The organism is Rahnella sp. PAMC25617 (assembly GCF_050606005.1).
Taxonomy (GTDB): Bacteria; Pseudomonadota; Gammaproteobacteria; order Enterobacterales; family Enterobacteriaceae; genus Rahnella; species Rahnella variigena.
Genome location: NZ_JBOCUM010000005.1, coordinates 205,559 through 226,599 on the forward strand (window position 1 = coordinate 205,559; position 21,041 = coordinate 226,599).

17 protein-coding genes are annotated in these 21,041 nt (G+C 55.0%); 12 read left to right on the top strand and 5 right to left on the bottom strand.

The window, feature by feature from the left end; translation table 11 throughout:
* Positions 1-10 precede the first annotated feature (10 nt).
* The 5 genes from aldA (at position 11) to ACM615_RS05925 (ending at position 8,855) form a co-directional block, all read left to right on the top strand.
* The gene (aldA, locus tag ACM615_RS05905) at positions 11-1,450 is read left to right on the top strand and encodes an aldehyde dehydrogenase (RefSeq protein ID WP_431011613.1); all 1,440 of its coding nucleotides are present in this window, start codon (positions 11-13) and stop codon (positions 1,448-1,450) included.
* A gap of 54 nt (positions 1,451-1,504) precedes the next feature.
* Positions 1,505-2,086 (top strand): LutC/YkgG family protein, encoded by a 582-nt coding sequence (locus ACM615_RS05910; RefSeq protein ID WP_431011614.1) that lies wholly within the window; start codon positions 1,505-1,507, stop codon positions 2,084-2,086.
* A gap of 140 nt (positions 2,087-2,226) precedes the next feature.
* Positions 2,227-3,270 carry a hypothetical protein gene (locus tag ACM615_RS05915; protein WP_431011615.1) on the top strand — a complete coding sequence of 348 codons (1,044 nt, stop codon included), beginning with the start codon at positions 2,227-2,229 and terminating at the stop codon, positions 3,268-3,270.
* 849 nt (positions 3,271-4,119) lie between these two features.
* On the top strand, positions 4,120-6,273 hold the full coding sequence (gene pqqU / locus ACM615_RS05920) for a TonB-dependent receptor PqqU (RefSeq protein WP_113876628.1): 2,154 nt from the start codon (positions 4,120-4,122) through the stop codon (positions 6,271-6,273).
* Between the two features lie 182 nt (positions 6,274-6,455).
* Positions 6,456-8,855, top strand: coding sequence for a glucose/quinate/shikimate family membrane-bound PQQ-dependent dehydrogenase (locus ACM615_RS05925; protein WP_120162915.1), 2,400 nt, complete (start codon positions 6,456-6,458; stop codon positions 8,853-8,855).
* 75 nt (positions 8,856-8,930) lie between these two features.
* Here ACM615_RS05925 and ACM615_RS05930 read toward each other — a convergent pair whose 3' ends face one another.
* From ACM615_RS05930 to ACM615_RS05940, 3 genes are read right to left on the bottom strand one after another with little or no spacing between them, the layout of a single operon-like run.
* A complete protein-coding gene (locus tag ACM615_RS05930; RefSeq protein ID WP_431011616.1) occupies positions 8,931-9,575 on the bottom strand; it encodes a hypothetical protein in 645 nt (214 codons plus the stop codon).
* Positions 9,576-9,622: 47 nt separating this feature from the next.
* The gene (locus ACM615_RS05935) at positions 9,623-9,862 is read right to left on the bottom strand and encodes a DUF1272 domain-containing protein (protein ID WP_132964538.1); all 240 of its coding nucleotides are present in this window, start codon (positions 9,860-9,862) and stop codon (positions 9,623-9,625) included.
* A 31-nt stretch (positions 9,863-9,893) separates the two neighbouring features.
* On the bottom strand, positions 9,894-11,312 hold the full coding sequence (locus ACM615_RS05940; protein WP_431011617.1) for an MFS transporter: 1,419 nt from the start codon (positions 11,310-11,312) through the stop codon (positions 9,894-9,896).
* 134 nt (positions 11,313-11,446) lie between these two features.
* Here ACM615_RS05940 and ACM615_RS05945 point away from each other — a divergent pair, with 134 nt between their 5' ends.
* Entirely contained in the window at positions 11,447-12,352 is a 906-nt protein-coding gene (locus tag ACM615_RS05945) for a LysR family transcriptional regulator (RefSeq protein ID WP_431011618.1), read from the top strand.
* 15 nt (positions 12,353-12,367) lie between these two features.
* On the opposite strand, the gene exoX is transcribed toward ACM615_RS05945, so the two are convergent.
* Entirely contained in the window at positions 12,368-13,030 is a 663-nt protein-coding gene (gene exoX / locus ACM615_RS05950) for an exodeoxyribonuclease X (RefSeq protein WP_431011619.1), read from the bottom strand.
* A gap of 401 nt (positions 13,031-13,431) precedes the next feature.
* On the opposite strand from exoX, the gene ACM615_RS05955 reads away from it, so the two are divergent.
* From ACM615_RS05955 to ACM615_RS05980, 6 genes are read left to right on the top strand one after another with little or no spacing between them, the layout of a single operon-like run.
* Positions 13,432-14,586, top strand: coding sequence for a mandelate racemase family protein (locus ACM615_RS05955; protein ID WP_431011620.1), 1,155 nt, complete (start codon positions 13,432-13,434; stop codon positions 14,584-14,586).
* A 52-nt stretch (positions 14,587-14,638) separates the two neighbouring features.
* Positions 14,639-16,282 carry an ABC transporter substrate-binding protein gene (locus tag ACM615_RS05960; protein ID WP_431011621.1) on the top strand — a complete coding sequence of 548 codons (1,644 nt, stop codon included), beginning with the start codon at positions 14,639-14,641 and terminating at the stop codon, positions 16,280-16,282.
* Between the two features lie 41 nt (positions 16,283-16,323).
* Complete coding sequence (locus ACM615_RS05965) at positions 16,324-17,340, top strand: ABC transporter permease (protein WP_431011627.1); 1,017 nt, start codon at positions 16,324-16,326, stop codon at positions 17,338-17,340.
* Positions 17,337-18,242 carry an ABC transporter permease gene (locus tag ACM615_RS05970; RefSeq protein ID WP_431011622.1) on the top strand — a complete coding sequence of 302 codons (906 nt, stop codon included), beginning with the start codon at positions 17,337-17,339 and terminating at the stop codon, positions 18,240-18,242. The genes ACM615_RS05965 and ACM615_RS05970 overlap by 4 nt, the downstream gene beginning before the upstream one ends.
* Positions 18,214-19,080 (top strand): ABC transporter ATP-binding protein, encoded by an 867-nt coding sequence (locus tag ACM615_RS05975; RefSeq protein ID WP_112287453.1) that lies wholly within the window; start codon positions 18,214-18,216, stop codon positions 19,078-19,080. Before ACM615_RS05970 ends, ACM615_RS05975 begins: the two co-directional genes overlap by 29 nt.
* A gap of 24 nt (positions 19,081-19,104) precedes the next feature.
* Complete coding sequence (locus tag ACM615_RS05980; RefSeq protein WP_129640085.1) at positions 19,105-19,875, top strand: ABC transporter ATP-binding protein; 771 nt, start codon at positions 19,105-19,107, stop codon at positions 19,873-19,875.
* 55 nt (positions 19,876-19,930) lie between these two features.
* On the opposite strand, the gene tssG is transcribed toward ACM615_RS05980, so the two are convergent.
* On the bottom strand, positions 19,931-20,983 hold the full coding sequence (tssG, locus tag ACM615_RS05985; RefSeq protein WP_431011628.1) for a type VI secretion system baseplate subunit TssG: 1,053 nt from the start codon (positions 20,981-20,983) through the stop codon (positions 19,931-19,933).
* Positions 20,984-21,041 lie beyond the last annotated feature (58 nt).

The following is a 21,041-nucleotide window of genomic DNA, read 5'->3' on the forward strand; positions in this document are numbered from 1 at the left end:
GACTCCCTACATGAGCACAGTTCAGAAACGTATGTACATCAACGGCGAATTCGTTGAAAACACCGGCGGTAAGTGGATTGACGTTGTGAATCCGGCAACGGAACAGGTGATTTCGCAGATCCCTGAAGGCTCGGCAGAAGATGCCAGAAGAGCCATTGATGCCGCCGAAGCGGCGCAACCAGGCTGGGAAGCATTGCCTGCGGTTGAACGCGGCGTATGGCTGCATAAAATCGCCGCCGGTATCCGCGAGCGCGAAGCCGAACTGACGGACACCATTATTGCTGAAGGCGGCAAAACCTACGGGCTGGCGCAAACCGAAGTGCTGTTCACCGCGGATTATCTCGATTACATGGCGGAATGGGCGCGCCGATACGAAGGCGAAATCATTCAGAGCGACCGTCCAAACGAAAACATCTTTGTGTTCCGCAAAGCCATCGGTGTGACCACCGGTATTTTGCCGTGGAACTTCCCGTTCTTCCTGATTGCCCGTAAGGCGGCACCGGCGCTGATCACCGGTAACACTATCGTGATCAAACCGAGTGAAATCACGCCGAACAACGCGGTGATCTTTGCTGAAATCATCCACAAAATCGGTCTGCCAAAGGGCGTGCTGAATATCGTGACCGGTTACGGTCCGACGGTTGGTCAGGAACTGGCAGCCAACCCGAAAGTCGGCATGGTCAGCCTGACCGGCAGCGTGGCGGCGGGTATCGCCACCATGACCGCCGCAGCGCAGAACGTCACGAAAGTCTCGCTGGAACTGGGCGGTAAAGCCCCGGCCATCGTGATGAATGACGCCGATTTGGATCTGGCGGTAAAAGCCATAGTCAGCTCCCGCGTCATCAATACCGGGCAGGTGTGTAACTGCGCCGAACGTGTTTACGTTCAGGAAGGCGTCTACGACGAATTCATTTCGCGCATCGGCGAAGCGATGAAAAAAGTCACGTTTGGCAATACTGCCGAACAAAAAGAGCTGGATATGGGCCCGCTGATCAGCGGTGCTGCCTTGCAGCGCGTGGAAGAGAAAGTGGCGAAAGCCGTGTCGCAGGGCGCGAAAGTGCTGCTGGGCGGCAAACGCCATGGCGACAAAGGATTTTTCTATGAGCCAACGGTGCTGGTGGATGTGACGCAAGATATGCCGATCATGCACGAAGAAGTGTTTGGTCCGGTGTTGCCTGTCGCGACATTTAAAACGCTGGATGAAGCCATCGCGATGGCCAATGACAGTGAATACGGCCTGACGTCGTCGATTTACACCAGCAACATCAACACCGCAATGAAAGCGCTGAAACAACTGAAATTCGGTGAGACGTACATCAACCGTGAAAACTTTGAAGCGATGCAGGGCTTCCACGCGGGCTGGCGTAAATCAGGCGTCGGTGGTGCAGACGGCAAACACGGCTTGCAGGAATATCTGCAAACGCACGTCGCGTATTTGCAATTCCACTAATCAGCAGTAACGGCCGGAGCGGGGCAACCTGACTCCGGCTTATAAGGACATATCATGAGCCGCAACGATTTCCTCACCGGCATTCGTCAGCATAAAATCATGCAAACGCTATTTCCGCCACAGACTGAAATTCCCAATCTGCCTGAAGAATTTGGCCGCGCGCTGACCCTGATGGGCGGCGTCTGGGACGATACGTTTTTGCATACGCCGCAGAATGGCTACACCACGCTGAACGCCTATCTGCGCAGGTTGTATCCGGCGGATTCTCTGTTTTGTTCCGCCACACCGGAAATTATCGCGGAAGTGGATTTCAGCGCCCGCACGCAGGCGGCAGCGCTTAAAGATGTGGACGTCGGCGTGGTTCGTGCCTGCTTTGGGGTGGCCGAAACCGGTGCAGTGTTTCTCAGCGATCCGCAGCTTTGCGTGAATTCCCTCAGTGCGATGGCGAAACATCTGGTGGTGCTGCTCGACGTGCAGCACATCATCGAACATCTGCACCTTGCTCATCGCCAGCCGCAACCCTTCAATGCCCGTTATACGGTGATGGTAACGGGACCCGCCGCGATGGCCGACAGCGAAAGTGCGCTGATGCTCGGCGCAAAAGGGGTGCAGAGTCTGCGGGTGATCGCGAATTAAGTCCTAAAATCCACGGATCCTGCTGTACTCACTTCGCTTAAAATAACTCCTGTAAATAAAATAAATCCTATCTGATACAATAAGTAAACGGGGTCACAACGGGAGTGTCCTGACTTTTACTGCAGGTGAGCGCGACAACCATGAGCGTGATACAGAGCCTTATCAAACAAGCCTTTGGCACCGGTAACAGCAATGAAGCGGCCACTTTTCTGGCCAGTGCGTGCAACCGGATGAAGGCAATGGATAAAACGTCTATCGCCCGCGAAGTGGAAAGCGCGCTCAGAGGCGTCAGTTTCAGCCGTGCCGAAGGCGATAAAGCCAAAGTCAAAACCGTTTTTAAAGACACCGCCGTCACGCTGGAAAAACTGGCGTCACTGGAAAAACAGGTGCGCAGCCTGACCCATGAACTGGCCGTTGCACGCAACCAAACCAGCAGCGGAAATAAAGAAGACGTTCAGCGACTTGAAGGCGAGCTGTACCGTCTGAACACGCGGGTCAGCGAACTGCTGCGCCAGTCTGAAATACAGAAAAAGCAGCACGCTGACGAACTGGCGCTGATGCGCTCGCGCCAGCAAACCGCCGGGAACTCTGCCTCCGCCGGGCTGGAAGAGTCCAGAAATCTTGTCGCTTACATGGGTAGTCAGATGGCGGCGATGGCTGCCGCCCGAGACAAGCTTCAGGATCAGGTGGTTGGGGAAGAAGATAAACGCCACGCTGCCAACCGCCGTGCGGACGGTAATTACGCGCTGCTCGGACAGCAGAAAGAACTGACGGCTGAGGCGAACCGTAAAGTCACGCAACTGCGTGCCAGCCTGAAACTGGAAGAGTACGAAGCGCAAAACACGAAGAGCGAAAGGGCGAAACTGAGAAAGCAAGTCGCTGAACTTCAGGAAGAAAACAGCCGTCTGGCAGAACGTTTTCGCGATAACGAAGAAGATTGCGAACGCCTGAGTCACGCGCTGGATCGCACGAATCAGGAGTTCGCTGCCTACAAAGCGCAAAAGCAGCGCTTAACCCGCTGGATCCACATTCCCGGCGCAATGATGGGAATTTCCGTTGTCGCGCTGGTGCTGTACTCAGATGCCCAGCCGGGGCATCTGTTCGATAACCTCGCCCCCGCTGCTTTTCTCGGCAGCGTCGTCTACGCACTTTCCCTGATGATTGCGTTTACTCGCCGGGCGTAGCGGCTGTCTGTGAACCCAACGCCGCCGCGGCGGCCAACAATGTTGAAGCTAAACGTAAACGCATGGCACTTCCTCTTTTCGTTTTAAACCGGAATGAACATCAGTCTGTGAGGCCACTGTGAGCCTGACGGTCTGACAGAGAAGTGACGTGATGATGACAAAAACGTCATCAGCATGAAGTAACTCAGGTCGTGGAAGCGTTTTCCCTGAGCGGGTTGTGGATATTTTAAACAGCGGAATGGATTTTGATTTTATATCTTATGTAAAGAAGGGGAGGTTTCATTACCCGGAACCAATTGGGTGAAAAAACGTCAGAGAATATTCTCTTGTCTTAAAATAGTGGTCTATATTTATTCTGACTTTGATTCAGTTTGTGCGGTTTCGAAAGATGAAAGTCAAATTACCTAACCGTAAGTAGCGCATGATTAATAGTCGTAATGGGCATTTCTTGGTTATGATTTATATGTTTTATATCAGTTAATTACCTATAATGTAACCGTTACCATTTACTGGTTTATTATACGCGTCGATTTATCCGGTGAATTTTCAAATGAAAGCGGTGTTTTATTTTGTCCGGCCTTAAAACGGTATCAGGCCAATTAATCCACGAAGTTTACGCGGGGATTTAATTGAGAAATCGCATCATGATGCACACTGCGTGCGGTATTTTGTTAAAAAGTTATATTTGTAAAGTTGCGTATGTACTAACAGGAAGAAAAAATCTATAGTGAGCCCCCTTACGGCTCTCAATCAGAACGGTCGATTTATGTCTACTTCTAATGTCTAAAATTGAGAGATGTGTCTTGTTTTTGACCCAGCCTTTTAACACAAAACAAAAGAACTCATAAAGTGAACGCCAAAACCTCTGCTTTTATTATCACGTTCCTGTCATTTTTGAACCCGGTTTCAGTCAGTTACGCGCAGTCAGCGACCGACGCCTCTAAGGGCGATACGGACGATTCATCAGACTCTTCTTCCCTGATGATCATTAAACGCGAAATCAGCGGCGGTCTGTCAGAACTGGACACACCCGCAGCGGTCAGCGTGGTGGATGGCGACGATTTCAGAAACAGCAAAGCGCAGGTCAACCTGTCAGAAAGCCTCGGCAGCGTTCCGGGTTTACAGGTGCAGAACCGCCAGAACTACGCGCAGGATCTCCAACTTTCCGTGCGTGGCTTCGGCAGCCGTTCGATGTACGGCGTGCGCGGTGTGCGTATTTACGTTGATGGTATTCCGGCCACCATGCCGGACGGGCAGGGCCAGACCTCCAATATCGATCTGAACTCGGTAGAACGCGTGGAAGTATTGCGCGGACCGTTCTCGGCGCTGTACGGCAATGCTTCCGGCGGCGTGGTGAACGTGGATACGCAAACCGGTTCGCAGCCTGCAAAACTTGAAGCAGGCACTTATTTTGGCAGTTACGGCTCGTTCCGTAACAGCGTCAAAGCCAGCGGTGCGACCGGCGACGGCACACACGCGGGTGATGTGAATTACCTGATTTCCGGCTCACGTTTCACCACCGACGGCTACCGCGACCACAGTGGTACGCAGAAAAACCTCGGTAACGGCAAACTGGGCGTGCGCATTGACGATGCCAGCACCCTGACGCTGATGTTTAACAGCGTCTCTGTCGATGCGAACGATCCGGGCGGTCTGACAGAATCCGAATGGCACGATGACCCGACGCAGGCGAAACGCGCCGATCAATACAATGCGCGCAAATCGCTGGATCAGACTCAGGTTGGCCTGCGTTATCAGCGTCAGATGGGCGAGAACGATGAGTTCAGCCTGATGACCTATCACGGCGAGCGCCACACCACGCAATACCAGACCATTCCGGCGGCATCGCAGAAAAATCCGCTGAACGCGGGCGGGGTGATCGTTCTGGAACGTAAATACTCCGGCGTGGATACCCGCTGGAAACATGACGATCAGATAGGTTCTGTGCCGTTCTCCGTTACCGGCGGTCTGGATTATGAAACCATGACCGAACGCCGCTTTGGTTATGAAAACTTCAATGATGAAGGCGATCTGGGCGTGAAAGGCGACGAACGTCGCAATGAAAAGAACGTGATGTGGAACCTTGATCCCTATCTGCAAACCACGTGGAACCTGACGTCGCGCTGGACGCTGGATGCCGGTGCGCGCTACAGCACCGTGAGTTTTGACTCGCAGGATTACTACATTACCGGCAGTAATCCGGATGACAGCGGTTCGCGCCGTTATCACAAACTGCTGCCAATGGCTTCACTGAATTATGCAGTGACGCCAGCGCTGAACACCTATATCTCTGCCGGTCGCGGTTTCGAAACGCCAACCATTAATGAGCTTTCTTACCGCACTGACGGCAAGTCTGGCCTGAACCTGGGGCTGGAACCTTCGACCAGCAACACGGTTGAACTGGGCAGCAAATGGCGCGTCGGCAATGGTTTAGTTACCGCCGCGGTCTTCCAGACTGATACCGACGACGAGTTAATTGTTGCAGAAAGTGTCGGCGGACGTTCGAGTTATACCAACGCCGGTAAGACCCGTCGTCGCGGACTGGAACTGTCGTTAGATCAGCAGATTGAAGAAAACTGGCGCGTTAAAATGGCCTGGACATTGCTCGATGCCACCTTCCGCAATGAGACCTGCGGCGCCGGGGATTGCACGCCAGCGGGCAACCGTCTGCCGGGTATCGCACGCAACATGGGCTACGCTTCTCTGGAGTGGGCACCGGTTGATGGCTGGCATGCTGGCGCTGATGTGCGCTACATGAGTGACATCGAAGTGAATGACGAAAACAGTGAGCAGGCACCGGCTTATACCGTCGCCAGCGTGAATGCGGGTTATCGCTTCAACTGGAACAAAGTGACGCTCGACCTGTTTACCCGCGTCGACAATCTGTTCGACAGAAATTACGTCGGTTCTGTCATCGTCAATGAAGGTAACGGTCGCTATTTCGAACCGGCACCTGGCAGAAACTACGGTGGCGGCGCTACGCTTTCTTATAGTTTCGAATAGATTCCATAAAGTAAGCGTTTTTAGTCAGTAAGAAAAATGAACCACGCGGTGTTGCCCGGCGCCTGCACTGAGTCAAGCAGGGCGGCACATGCAAGGAATGACACCCGGTGAGAACCGGATGTTCTTGAAGATTCAGGTCACCCTGAATCGACGATTATAAAAAATCAGTAAGGTCATCAACTATGGAAACGAAAGCCTCGTTATCACGCATCGTCGTCATAATTACCGCTTTGTTCGCCGCGTTAAGCGGGATTTATCTTCTTGTCGGCGGTATCTGGCTGGCAAAATTAGGTGGTTCTCTTTATTACATTATTGCCGGTGTTATCTCGCTGGTTACCGCGTGGTTGCTGTATCGCCGTCGCTCTTCTGCATTGTTGCTGTACGCCATCTTCCTGTTCGGCACCACGGTGTGGGCTGTGTGGGAAGTGGGCACAGACTTCTGGGCACTGACGCCGCGTTTAGACGTCACCTTCTTCCTGGGCCTGTGGATCCTGCTGCCAGTCGTTTATAACCAGATGCTGGCGAAAAATGCCTTCGCCCGTGGCGCACTGGCCGTTTCCCTGCTGTTCACCGTGATTGTGCTGGCGTACTCCGTCTTCAACGATCCGCAGGAAATCAACGGCACCATCAAAGCTGCCGATGCTGCACCTGCAGCGACCGATTCCGGCGTTCCTGCCAGTGACTGGCCGGCCTATGGCCGTACTCAGGGCGGTACCCGTTACTCACCACTGAACCAGATCAACGATAAAAACGTCAGCAAACTCGACGTGGCATGGACTTTCCGTACCGGTGATCTGAAGACTCCGAACGATCCGGGCGAAATCACTGACGAAGTGACGCCAATTAAGATCGGCGACATGCTTTACCTGTGTACGCCACACCAGAAACTGTTTGCTCTGGATGCCGCGACCGGTAAAGAGAAGTGGAAATTCGATCCGCAGCTCAATTCTAACCCGACCTTCCAGCACGTGACCTGTCGCGGTGTGTCTTATCATGAGACTACGCCTGCGGCACAAGGTGATGCTGCTAAGGGCGCGGCGCCTGCTGTCTGTTCACGTCGTATCATTCTGCCTGTTAATGATGGCCGTCTGTTCGCACTGGACGCTGAAACCGGCGCACGTTGCCCGGCATTCGGTAACAACGGTGAGCTGAACCTGCAAGGCAACATGCCTTACGCAACGCCGGGTCACTACGAGCCAACTTCACCGCCAATCATCACTAAATCTGTGATCATCGTGGCGGGTGCGGTTACTGATAACTACTCAAACCGCGAGCCTTCCGGCGTTATCCGTGGCTTTGATGTTGAGACCGGTAAACTGCTGTGGGCATTCGATCCGGGTGCTGCTGAACCAAACAAAATCCCTGCGGATGGTCAGCATTTCACACCGAACTCCCCGAACTCATGGGCACCAGCGGCTTATGATGACAAGCTGGATCTGGTCTACCTGCCAATCGGCGTAGCGACACCAGACATCTGGGGTGGCAACCGTACTCCGGAAATGGAACGTTACGCGAGCGGCCTGCTGGCGCTTAACGCAACCACCGGTAAACTGGCCTGGTTCTACCAGACTGTTCACCACGACCTGTGGGATATGGACGTTCCGGCGCAGCCAACCCTGGCTGATATCACTGACAAGAGCGGCAACAAAGTTCCTGCGATTTATGTTCCGACCAAAACCGGTAACATCTTCGTGCTGGATCGCCGTGACGGTAAGCTGATTGTTGATGCACCTGAAAAACCTGTTCCGCAAGGCGCAGCGAAAGGCGACCACGTTTCTCCGACTCAGCCATTCTCCGAACTGACTTTCCGTCCGGAAGCCAAACTGACCGGTAAAGACATGTGGGGCGCAACGATCTATGACCAGCTGATGTGTCGTGTGATCTTCCACAAACTGCGTTATGAAGGCACCTTCACACCGCCATCCGAGCAGGGCACTCTGGTGTTCCCGGGTAACCTCGGCATGTTCGAGTGGGGTGGTATTTCTGTGGATACCGATCGTCAGGTGGCTATCGCTAACCCGATTGCTCTGCCATTCGTGTCTAAACTGATCCCACGTGGTCCTGGCAACCCGATGGAGCCAGACGAGAACGATAAAGGCGGTTCCGGTACTGAGACTGGCATTCAGCCACAGTACGGCGTGCCATTTGGCGTGACGCTGAATCCGTTCCTGTCTCCGCTGGGCTTCCCTTGTAAACAGCCTTCATGGGGTTACATCTCCGGCGTTGACCTGAAAACCAACGATATCGTGTGGAAAAAACGTATCGGTACCGTGCGCGACAGCTCACCATTACCGCTGCCGTTCAAAATGGGTATGCCAATGCTTGGCGCACCGATTTCTACCGCCGGTAACGTGTTCTTCATCGCCGCGACCGCAGATAACTACCTGCGCGCGTTCGATATGAGCAACGGTGACAAACTGTGGGAAGCACGTCTGCCAGCAGGCGGCCAGGCGACGCCGATGACTTACTCTGTGAATGGCAAGCAGTACGTTGTTATCGCAGCAGGCGGTCACGGTTCGTTCGGCACCAAACTGGGCGATTACATCATCGCTTATGCGCTGCCAGACGCTGACGCTAAATAACTAGCCGTCATAAGCTCTGAAATCTGAAAGGCCGCGCAAGCGGCCTTTTTTATGGAACTTTTTCAGCAGTGGCTGCTATTTCCCGCAGCCAGTCACTTGCGGATAGTTGCGGCAAACCAGCATGAGTTTATGTTTCGGTTCAAAGTCTTTATCCAGCATACATTGCTGAACTTTGGCGGCTTTCAGGACGGTTGGAACGAAAGGAACCGAGCCTAGCGGTTTTGGATATCCGCATTCATACATCACCTGTAACGCGAGCTTGTCATTCTCAGCTGCGTGCGAAAAATGCCGTGAGGCACCCGCTTTACGCCAGCTGATGAGTTGGTATTCATTCCGGCCTGAATCCGGTTTGATCGGATGAAAACCCTCATCAGCGACAAAAGGCAGTGCTTCGAGCTGTCGCTGACTGAGCGGGTGACCCTGTTGTTTCTCGATGCAGGCAGGGGTGTTTTTGTAGTAATCGCAAATGTGAAAACCCCCCTTATAGGTAAATCCTTTCCCCTCCATGCACTGGTAATACAGCACCGATTCATTATCGGTAAAAGAAGGTTCCGGCCCCGGCAGCGGGACGCCGCATTGCCCCATCGCAACACGCGCATCATCTATGTTGCTGCCAGGGCGCTGCCACTGGGTTAAATCAGGCGGAGGCGGACATCCGGTGAGCATAAAAACCGAACCAATGAGTGCAGATGAAGAAACCAGAGAAAAATAGCGAGGCATAAAAATCCTTTATTTATAATGATGATCCAGATTTCATTCAGCCATTACTAAGAAGCGCAGCCCTGTGGCTTAAACACCCGCGTGGTGGAGGCCGGATTGTTCGCCAGTTTATTTGCCGGTCTGCGCGGGCGTGCGACAAGTTCTCCGCCGCAATTGGGGCATGTCCCGCTCAGTTTATCTTCGGCACAAGGGATACAGAATGTGCATTCAAATGAACAAATTCTGGCGTCAGCAGCCGGGGGCAGATCGGTGTTGCAGCACTCGCAGTTGGGTCTCAGTTCCAGCATAGAATTTATCCTTGATCAGCATGTGTAAGTTTTAGCCATTTTGCAGGTGAGTGGCAGGGTTTCGCAAGCGGCTCAGACTGATCAGCATCGCCAGCACCGTGGCAATCACCGCCACCCACAAACTGACCTTCACCGCCTGCGCTTCCTGTAACACAGTGCTGGCCGAATAAATGGTCAGGATAATGCCGACACACGCCGTTCCCAGACACTGACCGAAGGTACGCATGATCGCCAGCACACCGGAGGCATAACCGCTGTTTTCCCGTGAAGCGCTGGAGAGCATTTCACGGTTGTTCGGGCTCTGGAAGCAGCCGAAGCCCAGGCCGCAGATAAAGCTTCGCAGACCGATATCCCACATCTGCGGGTGTGGCGGCAGTTTTGCCAGCAGCAATAAACCCAGCGCGAAAACGCACAATCCTGCGGTCGAAATGATCGCTGCCGGATAGCGGTCAGCAAGGCGTCCGGCATGCGGCGCGGCGAGAATAATCCCCAGCGGCCACGGCGTGAAAAGCAGTGCTGAAACAAACGCGCTGTAACCGTAAACGCTCTGGAAGAGAAATGGCAGCGCGACAAAAGTGATGCCCTGACTGACAAAAGAGGCCAGCGAAGTGAACGCCGCCAGCGTGAACCGGCTGGAAGCAAACATGACAAGCGGCAGCAGTGGTTTGGGTGCACGACGCTGACGCCAGACAAAGGCCACGCCTGCGATAACTGCTGTCAGGCCATACGTTAAGGCTGTCGCCAGTTCGTCACTGCCCGGATGTGCGAAGGATTCGGCGGCCATAATCAGCGCGCCCAGCGCCACCGCCGACAGAATTGCGCCCGCCGTATCAAATGGCTGTCGCGTGCCAGCCGGATTGGAGGGCACCACGCGCAGCGTAATAATCACAGCAACAATACCGAGCGGAATATTAATGGCGAACAGCCACTGCCAGCTCATCGCCGAAAGTATTGTCCCGCCCAGCACCGGCGCGACGGCGGTGCTGGTGGCGATCATCAGGGCGTTCAGCCCCAGTATTCGCCCGAGTAAACGATTGGGAAACACCGAGCGCAAAATCGCCGGGCCGATGCTCAGCGTGGCCGCCGCACCGACACCCTGAAGCACACGCATGATAATCAGCATGTCGAGGGATGACGACAGCGCACAGCCCAAAGAGGCGAGGGTAAAGACCGTCAATCCGGCGGCAAACAGCCGACGAAAGCCGATGTGGCTGGCGAGCGCGGCAAATATCGCCAGTGTCATGGATGCTGAAAGCAGATACCCGTTCGACACCCATACCGCTGCGCCCGCAGAAATGTCCAGTGCCTGCGCGATTTGCGGCAGAGCAATGTTAACCATCGAGCCGTCGAACACTGCCATCGTCGCCATGATCATCACGGCGGCCATTGCCAGTCCCCGTTCATGGCCGGGTAATCCTTCATCGCCTGGTTTGTCGGAAAATAATTCCATAACGCATTCGCCTTATTGATATTGAGTCAGGTAACTATACCGGCAGGTGATATAGTGCGGAAGGCGCAGCATCTGCACTTAATACCTGCACCAAACGCCTTCCCTCATTATTACTGTTGCGTTACTCTGTGCAGATGACTGAACCCGATCTGAACTTACTTATTGCACTTGATGTGCTGCTGGCTGAAGCAAGTGTAGCCGCTGCTGCCCGACGTCTGGGATTAAGCGCCTCTGCCATGAGCCGTACGCTGGGTCGCCTGCGCGAAAGTACCGGCGATCCGCTGCTGGTGCGCGCCGGACGGAATATGGTGCTGACGCCTTACGCCGAAGAAATCCGCCAGCGTGCCCGTAATGCCAGTTTTGAAGCCCGCGCGCTGTTGCGGCCTTCATCGGCAGATTTCAATGTCGCCAGACTTGAGCGCACTTTCCTGATCCGATCCAATGATGGTTTTGTGGTGGCCTTCGGCGCAGCGATGATTGCCGCGGCGGCGCAGGTTGCCCCTTCCGTGTGTTTGAGATTTATGCCAAAACCGGAAAAAACCTCGAATGCATTGCGGGAAGGGCGGGTCGATCTTGAGATTGGTGTTTTAGGCGAAATGGGACCGGAAATTCGTTTACAGACGTTGTTCCGCGACAGGTTTATGGGCGTGGTGAGAAAGGGGCATCCGCTGTCAGGTGAGAAAATGATTACCGCGAACGAGTATGTGTCTTTCGGGCATGTTGTCGTTTCGCGCCGCAACAGCACCTATGGGCCTGTCGATGACGCGCTGGCCGAAGTCGGACTGAAACGGAAAATCGCCGCCGTCGTGCCGGGTTTTTCTGCCGCGCTGGCGATTGCACAAAACTCCGATCTGGTGGCGCTGATCCCCGCTTCATTTCTCATTGCTGAGCCAGACCGGTTACATGCGTTTGAACTGCCGGTGATCACCCGCGAAATCACTATCTCTCAGATGTGGCATCCGCGTTCAGAAGTGGACCCGGCGCACCGCTGGTTGCGACAACTGGTGCTGAGTGTATGCAGGAATAAAATCCCGGATTAACTCACATTCAATCCCTTACTCTGCGTCGAGATAATGTCTGAGCGTCATCCGCAAATCGGGCGTTAATTCTTTGATGTTTTTAAGCATCCAGCGCAAATACCCCGGATCATCCTCGGCGATTTCTGCAATTTTCCGGCCGCGATATTTCCCGAACATCATGGTGCTGACCAGCGCCGGGCGTCCGGTAATGGTCACCATTTCTTCGGGCGTCCAGCCGGATTCATCCATGATACGGATCAGCAGCGCGGCAGTAATATAGCAGTCAAACAGCGCACGGTGATGATGCAAGTCCGCAGGCGTGGCAACTTGCAGCTTGAGAGATTTGTAGAGCGCCATATTACTGTACTTAATCCCCGGCCATAAACGTCGCGCCAGTTTCACGGTACAAATCCATTCGCCCGACATATCAGGCAGCATGCGCTGGTCAAAACTGGCATTGTGAGCAACATAATACTGACTGCCGTGGTAACGCGGGATGACCTCCTCAATCCACGGTTTATCGGCCACCATCGCTTCGGTGATTTTATGGATGGCCATTGCCTGATGGCTGATCGGGCGGTCCGGGCGCACCAGATCACTCATCGGGTTAACGATTTTCCCGTTCTCGATATCGACGGAGGCCACTTCCACCACGCCACCCTGCAATCCGCAGGTTTCCGTATCAATAACACGCAACATTTTCTACTCCGGCTGATCACCAAATACTTTCCAGTACCGCTAGCCTAACGGAATGGCTTTCCTGTGCCCACTTTTCTGATCACAACTTTTTTTATCACAAACAAAGACTGAATATCTCCCCACACTCACTCCGTCTATTTCCTGTACAGATCACACTTCCCCCTGCTTTCGTGAAAATGCTCACATTCGTCCGTGCAGATGCCCAAACAAACACGGAAATTTTCGGCTTTTAGCCGTGGAAATGCTTCAGGAAACTGTCTAAGTTCAATATTGAAACGCTATTTTATTATTGTTGGATTGCGGTTTTAAGGAAGTGTGAGTGCGCTCACATTGCTGAATGAACACGCAATTGCGGCACGCCCTGAAGGGCGTTAACTCACTCAGTAATGGCAGGTATCGCTGTGAAAATAAGTTCTGTTGAAGTCTCTGTTTTTACTTATCCGACCCGTCGTGTTTCAGACAGCGCGGGTCATTCGCATCCGGGTGAAGAAAGTCAGGCAAAAATGGCGATGTTAACCATCACCACCGATGAAGGCGATTGCGGATATTCGTTCGCGCCGCCGGAAGTTGTGCGTTCGCACGTAGTGAATGCTTTTTTCAGAAAAGTACTGATCGGTCAGAATCCGTTCGACCGTGAACGTCTCTGGCAGGATCTGGTGCACTGGCAACGCGGCAGTGCGCATCAGCTGACCGAACGGGCGCTGTCGTTTGTCGAGCAGGCGCTGTGGGATCTGATCGGCCGCAAACTGAACATGCCGGTACACAAACTGCTGGGCGGATTCCGCGAGAAAGTACCGGCCTACGGCAGCACCATGTGCGGCGATGAATTGAAAGGCGGATTATCGACACCGGATGAATTCGGTCAGTTTGCCGAAAAACTGGTCTCGCGCGGTTATCAGGCCATCAAGCTGCACACCTGGATGCCGCCGGTGGCATTCGCCCCGGATCCGAAAATGGACATCAAAGCCTGCGCCGCCGTGCGTGAAGCCGTCGGGCCGGACATCGAACTGATGCTTGACGGCTACCACTGGTACAGCCGCAGTCAGGCACTGACCATCGGTAAAGCGCTGGAAAAACTCAACTTCGCGTGGTTTGAAGAGCCGATGGAAGAAGAGAGCATGGCGTCCTACGCCTGGCTGGCGGAAAACTTGTCCATCGACGTGATAGGGCCGGAAAGTCTCGGCGGTAAACATCACAGCCGTGCGGACTGGGTCAAAGCCGGTGCCTGCGACATTTTACGCGCCGGTGCCAACGGCGTCGGCGGCATCTCGCCGTGTATGAAAGTTGCCAGTCTGGCAGAAGCCTTTGGCATGGACTGCGAAGTACACGGCAACGGCGCGGCGAGTCTGGCGGTGGTCGGGGCTATCCGCAACTGCCGCTGGTACGAGCGCGGTCTGCTGCATCCGTTCCTCGAATACGACGAACCCGCTGCGTATCTGAACAGCATCGTTGACCCGATGGATGAGCACGGTTTTGTGCATCTTTCTGACCGCCCGGGCCTGGGTGAGGACATCAATTTTGATTACATAGAAACCCATACCGTCAGTCGCGACTGACCTGCGGGCAGAAAAAAATAATAAACCTCTGACTCTACCCGGAAGGTACATCATGAACTCTGGCAAAACGTGGGGCGCGTGGATTTTCGCGCTCCTGCTGATGACCAGTGGCTGGACGGCGCAGGCAAAAACGCCGCCCGACCAGCTGATCATCGGCATGAACATGAATAACCTGTTAACGCTCGATCCGGCAGCGATGACCGGCAATGATATTGTCGGCATCGTGGTCAATCTTTATGACCCGCTGATTGAGCTTGATCCGCAGCAACTCACCAACGTGCGCCCGGCGCTGGCGACCTCGTGGGAGGTCAACGACGCCCGTAATCTCATCACGTTTCATCTGCGCGACGGCGTGAAATTCCACTCCGGCAATCCGGTCACCGCGGACGATGTGGTGTGGTCGATGCGCCGCATTCTGCACCTCAATCTGGCACAGGCCTCGGTGTGGAAATCCTACGGTTTCAGCAAAAAGAATGTCGATGAGATGGTACGTTCGCCGTCTCCCGGTATCGTCGAAATTCAGTTACCGAAACCCAATGACCCGAAACTGGTGATTTACTCACTGGCGGCGCTCGGCAGCGTGGTAGCGCTGGACAGCAAAACTGTGCAGGCGCATGAAGTGAACGGCGACTGGGGTAACCGCTGGCTGACCACCAACGAAGCCGGTTCCGGGCCGTTTCGGCTAGATAACTGGCAGGCGAAAGACGTGCTGAACATGAGCCGTAATCCGCAGTACTGGCGCGGTGAACCTAAGCTTTCGCGCGTAGTCTTCCGTCATTTTCAGGAGTCGCAGACGTTGCGCCTGATGATTGAAAAAGGCGATCTGGATATTGCCAATAACATGGCCGTATCGGATGTTACCGCGCTCAGTCACGACCCGGCGATGCAGGTCGATCAGGTAAAAAAAGGCACCATTTATTACGTGGCGATGAGCATGAAAGAGCCGCATTTTGCTAACCCGAAAGTACGCGAAGCGGTGCGCTATCTGATTGATTATCAGGGCATCGGCAAGGCGCTAATGAACGGCTACGGCATTGTGCATCAGCGGCCGATTCAGGTCGGGATGCCTGCCACGCTGCCGGATCCGGGTTACCAGCTGGATATCCCACGTGCGAAAACCCTGCTGGCGGAAGCCGGATATCCCGACGGTTTTGATACCACGCTGCGGGTGCTGGCCGATCAGCCATTCCTCAATATCGCCATTGCTGTGCAGTCCACGCTGATGCAGGCAGGCATTCGCGCCAAAATTGTCACCGGCACCGGTAACCAGATTTACGGCGCGATGCGTGAACGTAAGTTCGACATGCTGGTCGGGCGCGGCGGCAGCGGCGTGGAACCGCATCCGCATTCCAGCCTGCGCGCGCTGGTGTATAACCCCGACAACAACGACGCGGCGCGGCTGACCAACTTTCAGGGCTGGCGCACCGGTTTTTACGATAAACAGCTGAACATGGATATCGATCAGGCGCTGCTCGAACGTGACCCGGAGAAACAAAAACAGGATTACTTTGCCATTCAGGAACGTTACGACGCGCTGATCCCGGCGCTGGTGCCGCTCTCGCAAATGGTTGATTCCATCGTGGTGCGTAAGGATGTCAAAAATTACCTGCCGCATCCTTCAGCAACCACGTTCCTGCGCGACGTGTGGAAAGACGAACCTGTTGACGTCCAGCCAACCGGAGGTAAAGGGTTATGACCATGCAAATCCCGGCTCCCGCTTCAAAGCAAACGGCGCGGATGTCATTCCCCGCCGGACGTATCGGCAAACGGCTGGTGCAGGTGGCGGTCACACTGTTTGGCTTGCTGTTGCTGACGTTTTTTATTGGCCGCGTGATGCCGGTCGATCCGGTGCTGGCGATTGTCGGACCGGACGCCGACCACAGCACCTATGAACAGGTTTACCACCAGCTCGGTTTTGATAAACCGTTGTGGACGCAGTTCGGCATCTACCTTTCAGGGCTGGCGCACGGCGATTTAGGCAATGCGCTGCTGACCGGAAAACCGGTGACGCAGGACATTCTGCGCGTGTTCCCGGCCACCATGGAACTGGCGACGCTGGCGATCATTCTCGGCGCAGGCGTCGGCATTCCGCTTGGCGTACTGGCAGCGGCAAAACGCAACAGCATCGCCGATTACGTGGTGCGTATCATCAGTCTGGCCGGATATTCCACGCCGATATTCTGGGTCGGCATGATGGGGCTACTGGTGTTTTACGCCTGGCTCGGCTGGGTCGGCGGTGCCGGTCGGGTAGATTTCAGTCTCGACGGGCAGGTCACGCGGCACAGTGGTTTTATGCTGATTGACGCGCTGATCGCCGGAAACTGGGAAGTGTTTAGCAACGCGCTTAATCACCTGATCCTGCCTGCGTCGCTACTCGGCTTTCATTCGCTGGCCTACATCAGCCGTATGACCCGCAGCTTTATGCTGGCGCAACTTTCACAGGAATTCATTATCACTGCCCGCGTCAAAGGGCTGAGCGAATGGCATGTGCTGTGGAATCACGCCTTCCGCAACATCCTGGTTCAGTTGCTGACCGTGGTGGCGCTGGCGTACGGCTCACTGCTGGAAGGCGCGGTGCTGATAGAAACCGTGTTTTCGTGGCCGGGCTTTGGTTCGTATCTCACCAGCAGCCTGATGCTGGGCGACATGAACGCGGTGATGGGCTGCGTGCTGGTGGTCGGCATGATTTTCGTGGTGCTGAATTTGCTCTCTGACCTGCTTTATCAGGTCTTTGACCCGAGGACAAAAGTATGACGATTTCCCTCGATTCCGTCACGCTCAGCGCAGGCGACGAAAAACGTCAGCGCGTGAAAAGGGCGTTTGGCCGCGTGGGCCATTTTCTGTGGCAGATGGCCTGTAATCCGCTGACGGCCATCGGCGGCGCGATAGTTCTGGTGCTGATGATTGTGGCGATTCTTGCGCCATGGATCGCGCCGTTTCATCCGCTGGTGCAGGATTTAAACAACGCGCTCAGCCCGCCGTCGGCGGCGCACTGGTTCGGCACCGACGAGTTTGGCCGCGATATCTTCAGCCGTCTGGTGTATGGCTCTCGCATCACTTTGTATATCGTGCTGCTGGTGTCGGTGACCGTCGGGCCGCTCGGCTTACTGTTAGGTGTTACCGCCGGGTATTTCGGCGGCAAAACGGACATGGTGCTGATGCGCGTTACCGACATCTTCATCTCTTTCCCGAGTCTGGTGCTGGCGCTGGCGTTTGTCGCCGCGCTGGGTCCCGGCCTGGAACATGTGGTGATCGCCATTACGCTCACCGCGTGGCCGCCGATTGCGCGTCTGGCGCGTGCCGAAACGCTCTCGCTGCGACAAGCTGATTTTATCTCTGCGGTGCGGTTACAGGGTGCGAGTCCGCTGCGGGTTTTGTGGCGTCACATTGTGCCGCTTTGCCTGCCGTCGGTGATCATCCGTATCACCATGAATATGGCCGGTATCATTCTGACTGCCGCCGGTCTGGGCTTTCTCGGGCTTGGCGCACAGCCGCCGGATCCGGAGTGGGGCGCGATGATTTCCAGTGGCCGTACGTACATGATGGAGTGCTGGTGGGTGGCGACCATTCCCGGTCTGGCGATCCTGATTAACAGCCTGGCGTTCAACTTTTTAGGAGATGGCCTTCGTGACATCCTCGATCCCCGAAATGACTGACGCTCCGGCGTTACTCGATGTGCAGGATTTGCACGTCAGCTTTGTGAATGGCCGTCAGGTGACGCAGGCGGTACGCGGCGTGTCTTTCCAGCTCGGACGCGAAAAACTGGCGATTGTCGGCGAATCCGGCTCGGGTAAATCCACTGTCGGTCGTGCGCTGTTGCATCTGCATCCCTTAAAAGCGCAGATCACCGCCAGCAAAATGCAGTTCGCCGACGTTGATCTGCTGCGCGCCAGCCCGAAGCAGATGCGTCAGGTACGCGGCAAACGGATTTCGATGATTATGCAGGACCCAAAATACTCACTGAATCCGGTGCTGTGCGTGGGCGATCAAATCGCCGAAGCGTGGCGGTCGCACCACAAATGTTCGTATCAGGATGCCAAACGCAAAGTGCTGAACATGCTCGACGTGGTGCGCATCCGGGATCCGGAACGCGTTTACGGTCTGTACCCGCATGAGATATCCGGCGGGCAGGGACAGCGCATCATGATTGCAATGATGCTGATCACCGACCCCGAAATGGTGATCGCCGATGAACCGACCTCGGCGCTGGATGTGTCCGTGCGTTTACAGGTGCTGGCGCTGCTCGACGACCTGGTGAAAACGCGCGGTCTGGGACTGATATTTATCAGTCACGACATCAATCTGGTGCGCAGTTTCTGCGACCGTGTGCTGGTGATGTACGCCGGACGCATCGTGGAATCCATCGCCGCCACTGATCTCGATAACGCGCAGCATCCGTACACGCGTGGCCTGCTGAACGCGCTGCCGGATATGGATAACCGCCGTTATCCGCTGCCGGTAATGCAACGGCAGGCCAGCTGGCTGACCGATTAAGGAGCCGACATGACAGCTAAAACCATGATTGACGTGCATAACCTGAACCTGACGTTTGGCGAAGGCGCGAAAACCACGCAGGTGCTGACCGATGTGAATATCGCCGTGCGTGAAGGCGAGATTTTCGGGCTGGTGGGCGAGTCCGGTTCCGGTAAAACCACGGTGCTGAAATGTCTGGCGGGGTTGTTTACTCACTGGAAGGGCGAGCTGGAAATCGATGGCCAGCAGCTCGAACACCGCATTGGTCGTGACCGCTGCCGTCTGGTGCAGATGGTGTTTCAGGATCCGTACGGTTCGCTGCATCCGCGCCACACCATCGGCGATATTCTGGAAGAGCCGTTGCAAATTCACCGTATCGACCAGCGTGATCAGCGCATTAATACCATTCTGGAGAAAGTCGGTTTAAACCGCGCATTCCGCAGCCGTTATCCGCATCAGCTTTCCGGCGGACAGCGCCAGCGCGTGGCGATTGCGCGGGCACTGATCCTCAAACCGCGCGTGTTACTTCTCGACGAACCGACCTCCGCACTGGATGTGTCGGTACAGGCGGAAATCCTCAATTTGCTGTTCGATCTTCAAAAAGAGGAAGGGCTGACTTATCTGATGGTCACGCACGATTTGGGTGTGATCGCCCATCTCTGCCAGCGCGTCGCGGTGATGAAATACGGCAAAATCCTCGAAACACTGGAAACCGATGCCTTGCTGCGCGGCGATATTACGGATGATTACACCCGCGTGCTGGTCGACGCCAGCCGCGACTACAGCCGTGAAATGGCGGCGAAAGTGATGCTGTAGGATGGGGACTGGCAGGTAATTTACTGCCGCTGCATCGGGCATGATGCAGCGGTAGTTAATGCTTTTCATCCCGGATCCTGCCCAACTTCATCGTCACCTCTGCCGGCATGTCATCCAGATTATCTTCCCGTAACCCCATTACGACGTTATATCCCATTAGCAGCGAACGGTCGCCCAGGCGTGGCAGTGGAGCCAATTCTATCGGGATGGTCAACTTCAGGCTGGCGTCATAATCACATCCCAGATACACACGCAACAAAGTAAACACGTCTTCCCGCAACTGACCGCCTGGCAACCAGCCTTTAGCCTCAGCCGCGTCTTCGGTAAACATTTCCACGCCGATGCAATAGTTGGCGTCCTCCGTATGACTGCCAAGAACCAGATGATCGCCTAACTTTTGTTGCTCTGAAAACGAGAATCTCGCCCGTTTGCCTGCCAGCATCCGGGTCACCATGTGCGGTTTCATGGTGACCTGCGTATTCGGTGCCTGCGTGCGGATCACGCTCACAATGCCTTCCGCTGTGCGGGTGGTTCTGACCAGCGGCTGCAATAAAGCCAGTAAACGCGAGGCGGGCACGTCGCCGCTGTCGGTGATGCCGGTCAGGGCCATCAGGCTGCGCGACGTTTTGTCGGTACCGCCGTCTTCAAAGGTGGCCGGATAGCTGTATTTTCGCCAGATGCGGTAAAACTGCGTCATCATCCGGTGGTTAAAGATGTCTAAAAAGGCTTCCAGCGCCTCGTGACCTTCGCGCTGTTGAGTGATGTCATCGATGTAGCCGGTCGGCAGTGGCGAGTCCACGCCGTACAGTCCCATAAAGGTGGTGCGCACCGTCGGCGGTGCGTCCGGGTGTTCTTCGCTCGTTTCGACGGCTTTAAGCTCGCTGACCGGAAAACCCATTCCCGGATGCGGGCGAAAACGCACCACATCATCTTTCGGCGAGAAGGTACTGCCGACCGGTTTGTTATCCGAGAGCTGTTTTTCCAGCAGCTGGCAGAACCGGTAGAAGTTAAACGCGTGCGCACGGTCGTTCCCCTCCTTGTCCCGCCAGAATGCCTTCAGGACGTTCTCTTTCTTTTCTGCATGGTCATCAAAATCATCTGGCATCATCAGAATAAAATCCGGGTTAAGCGCCTTTCCGGCCATGCCCATTGTGTCCCGGACTGAC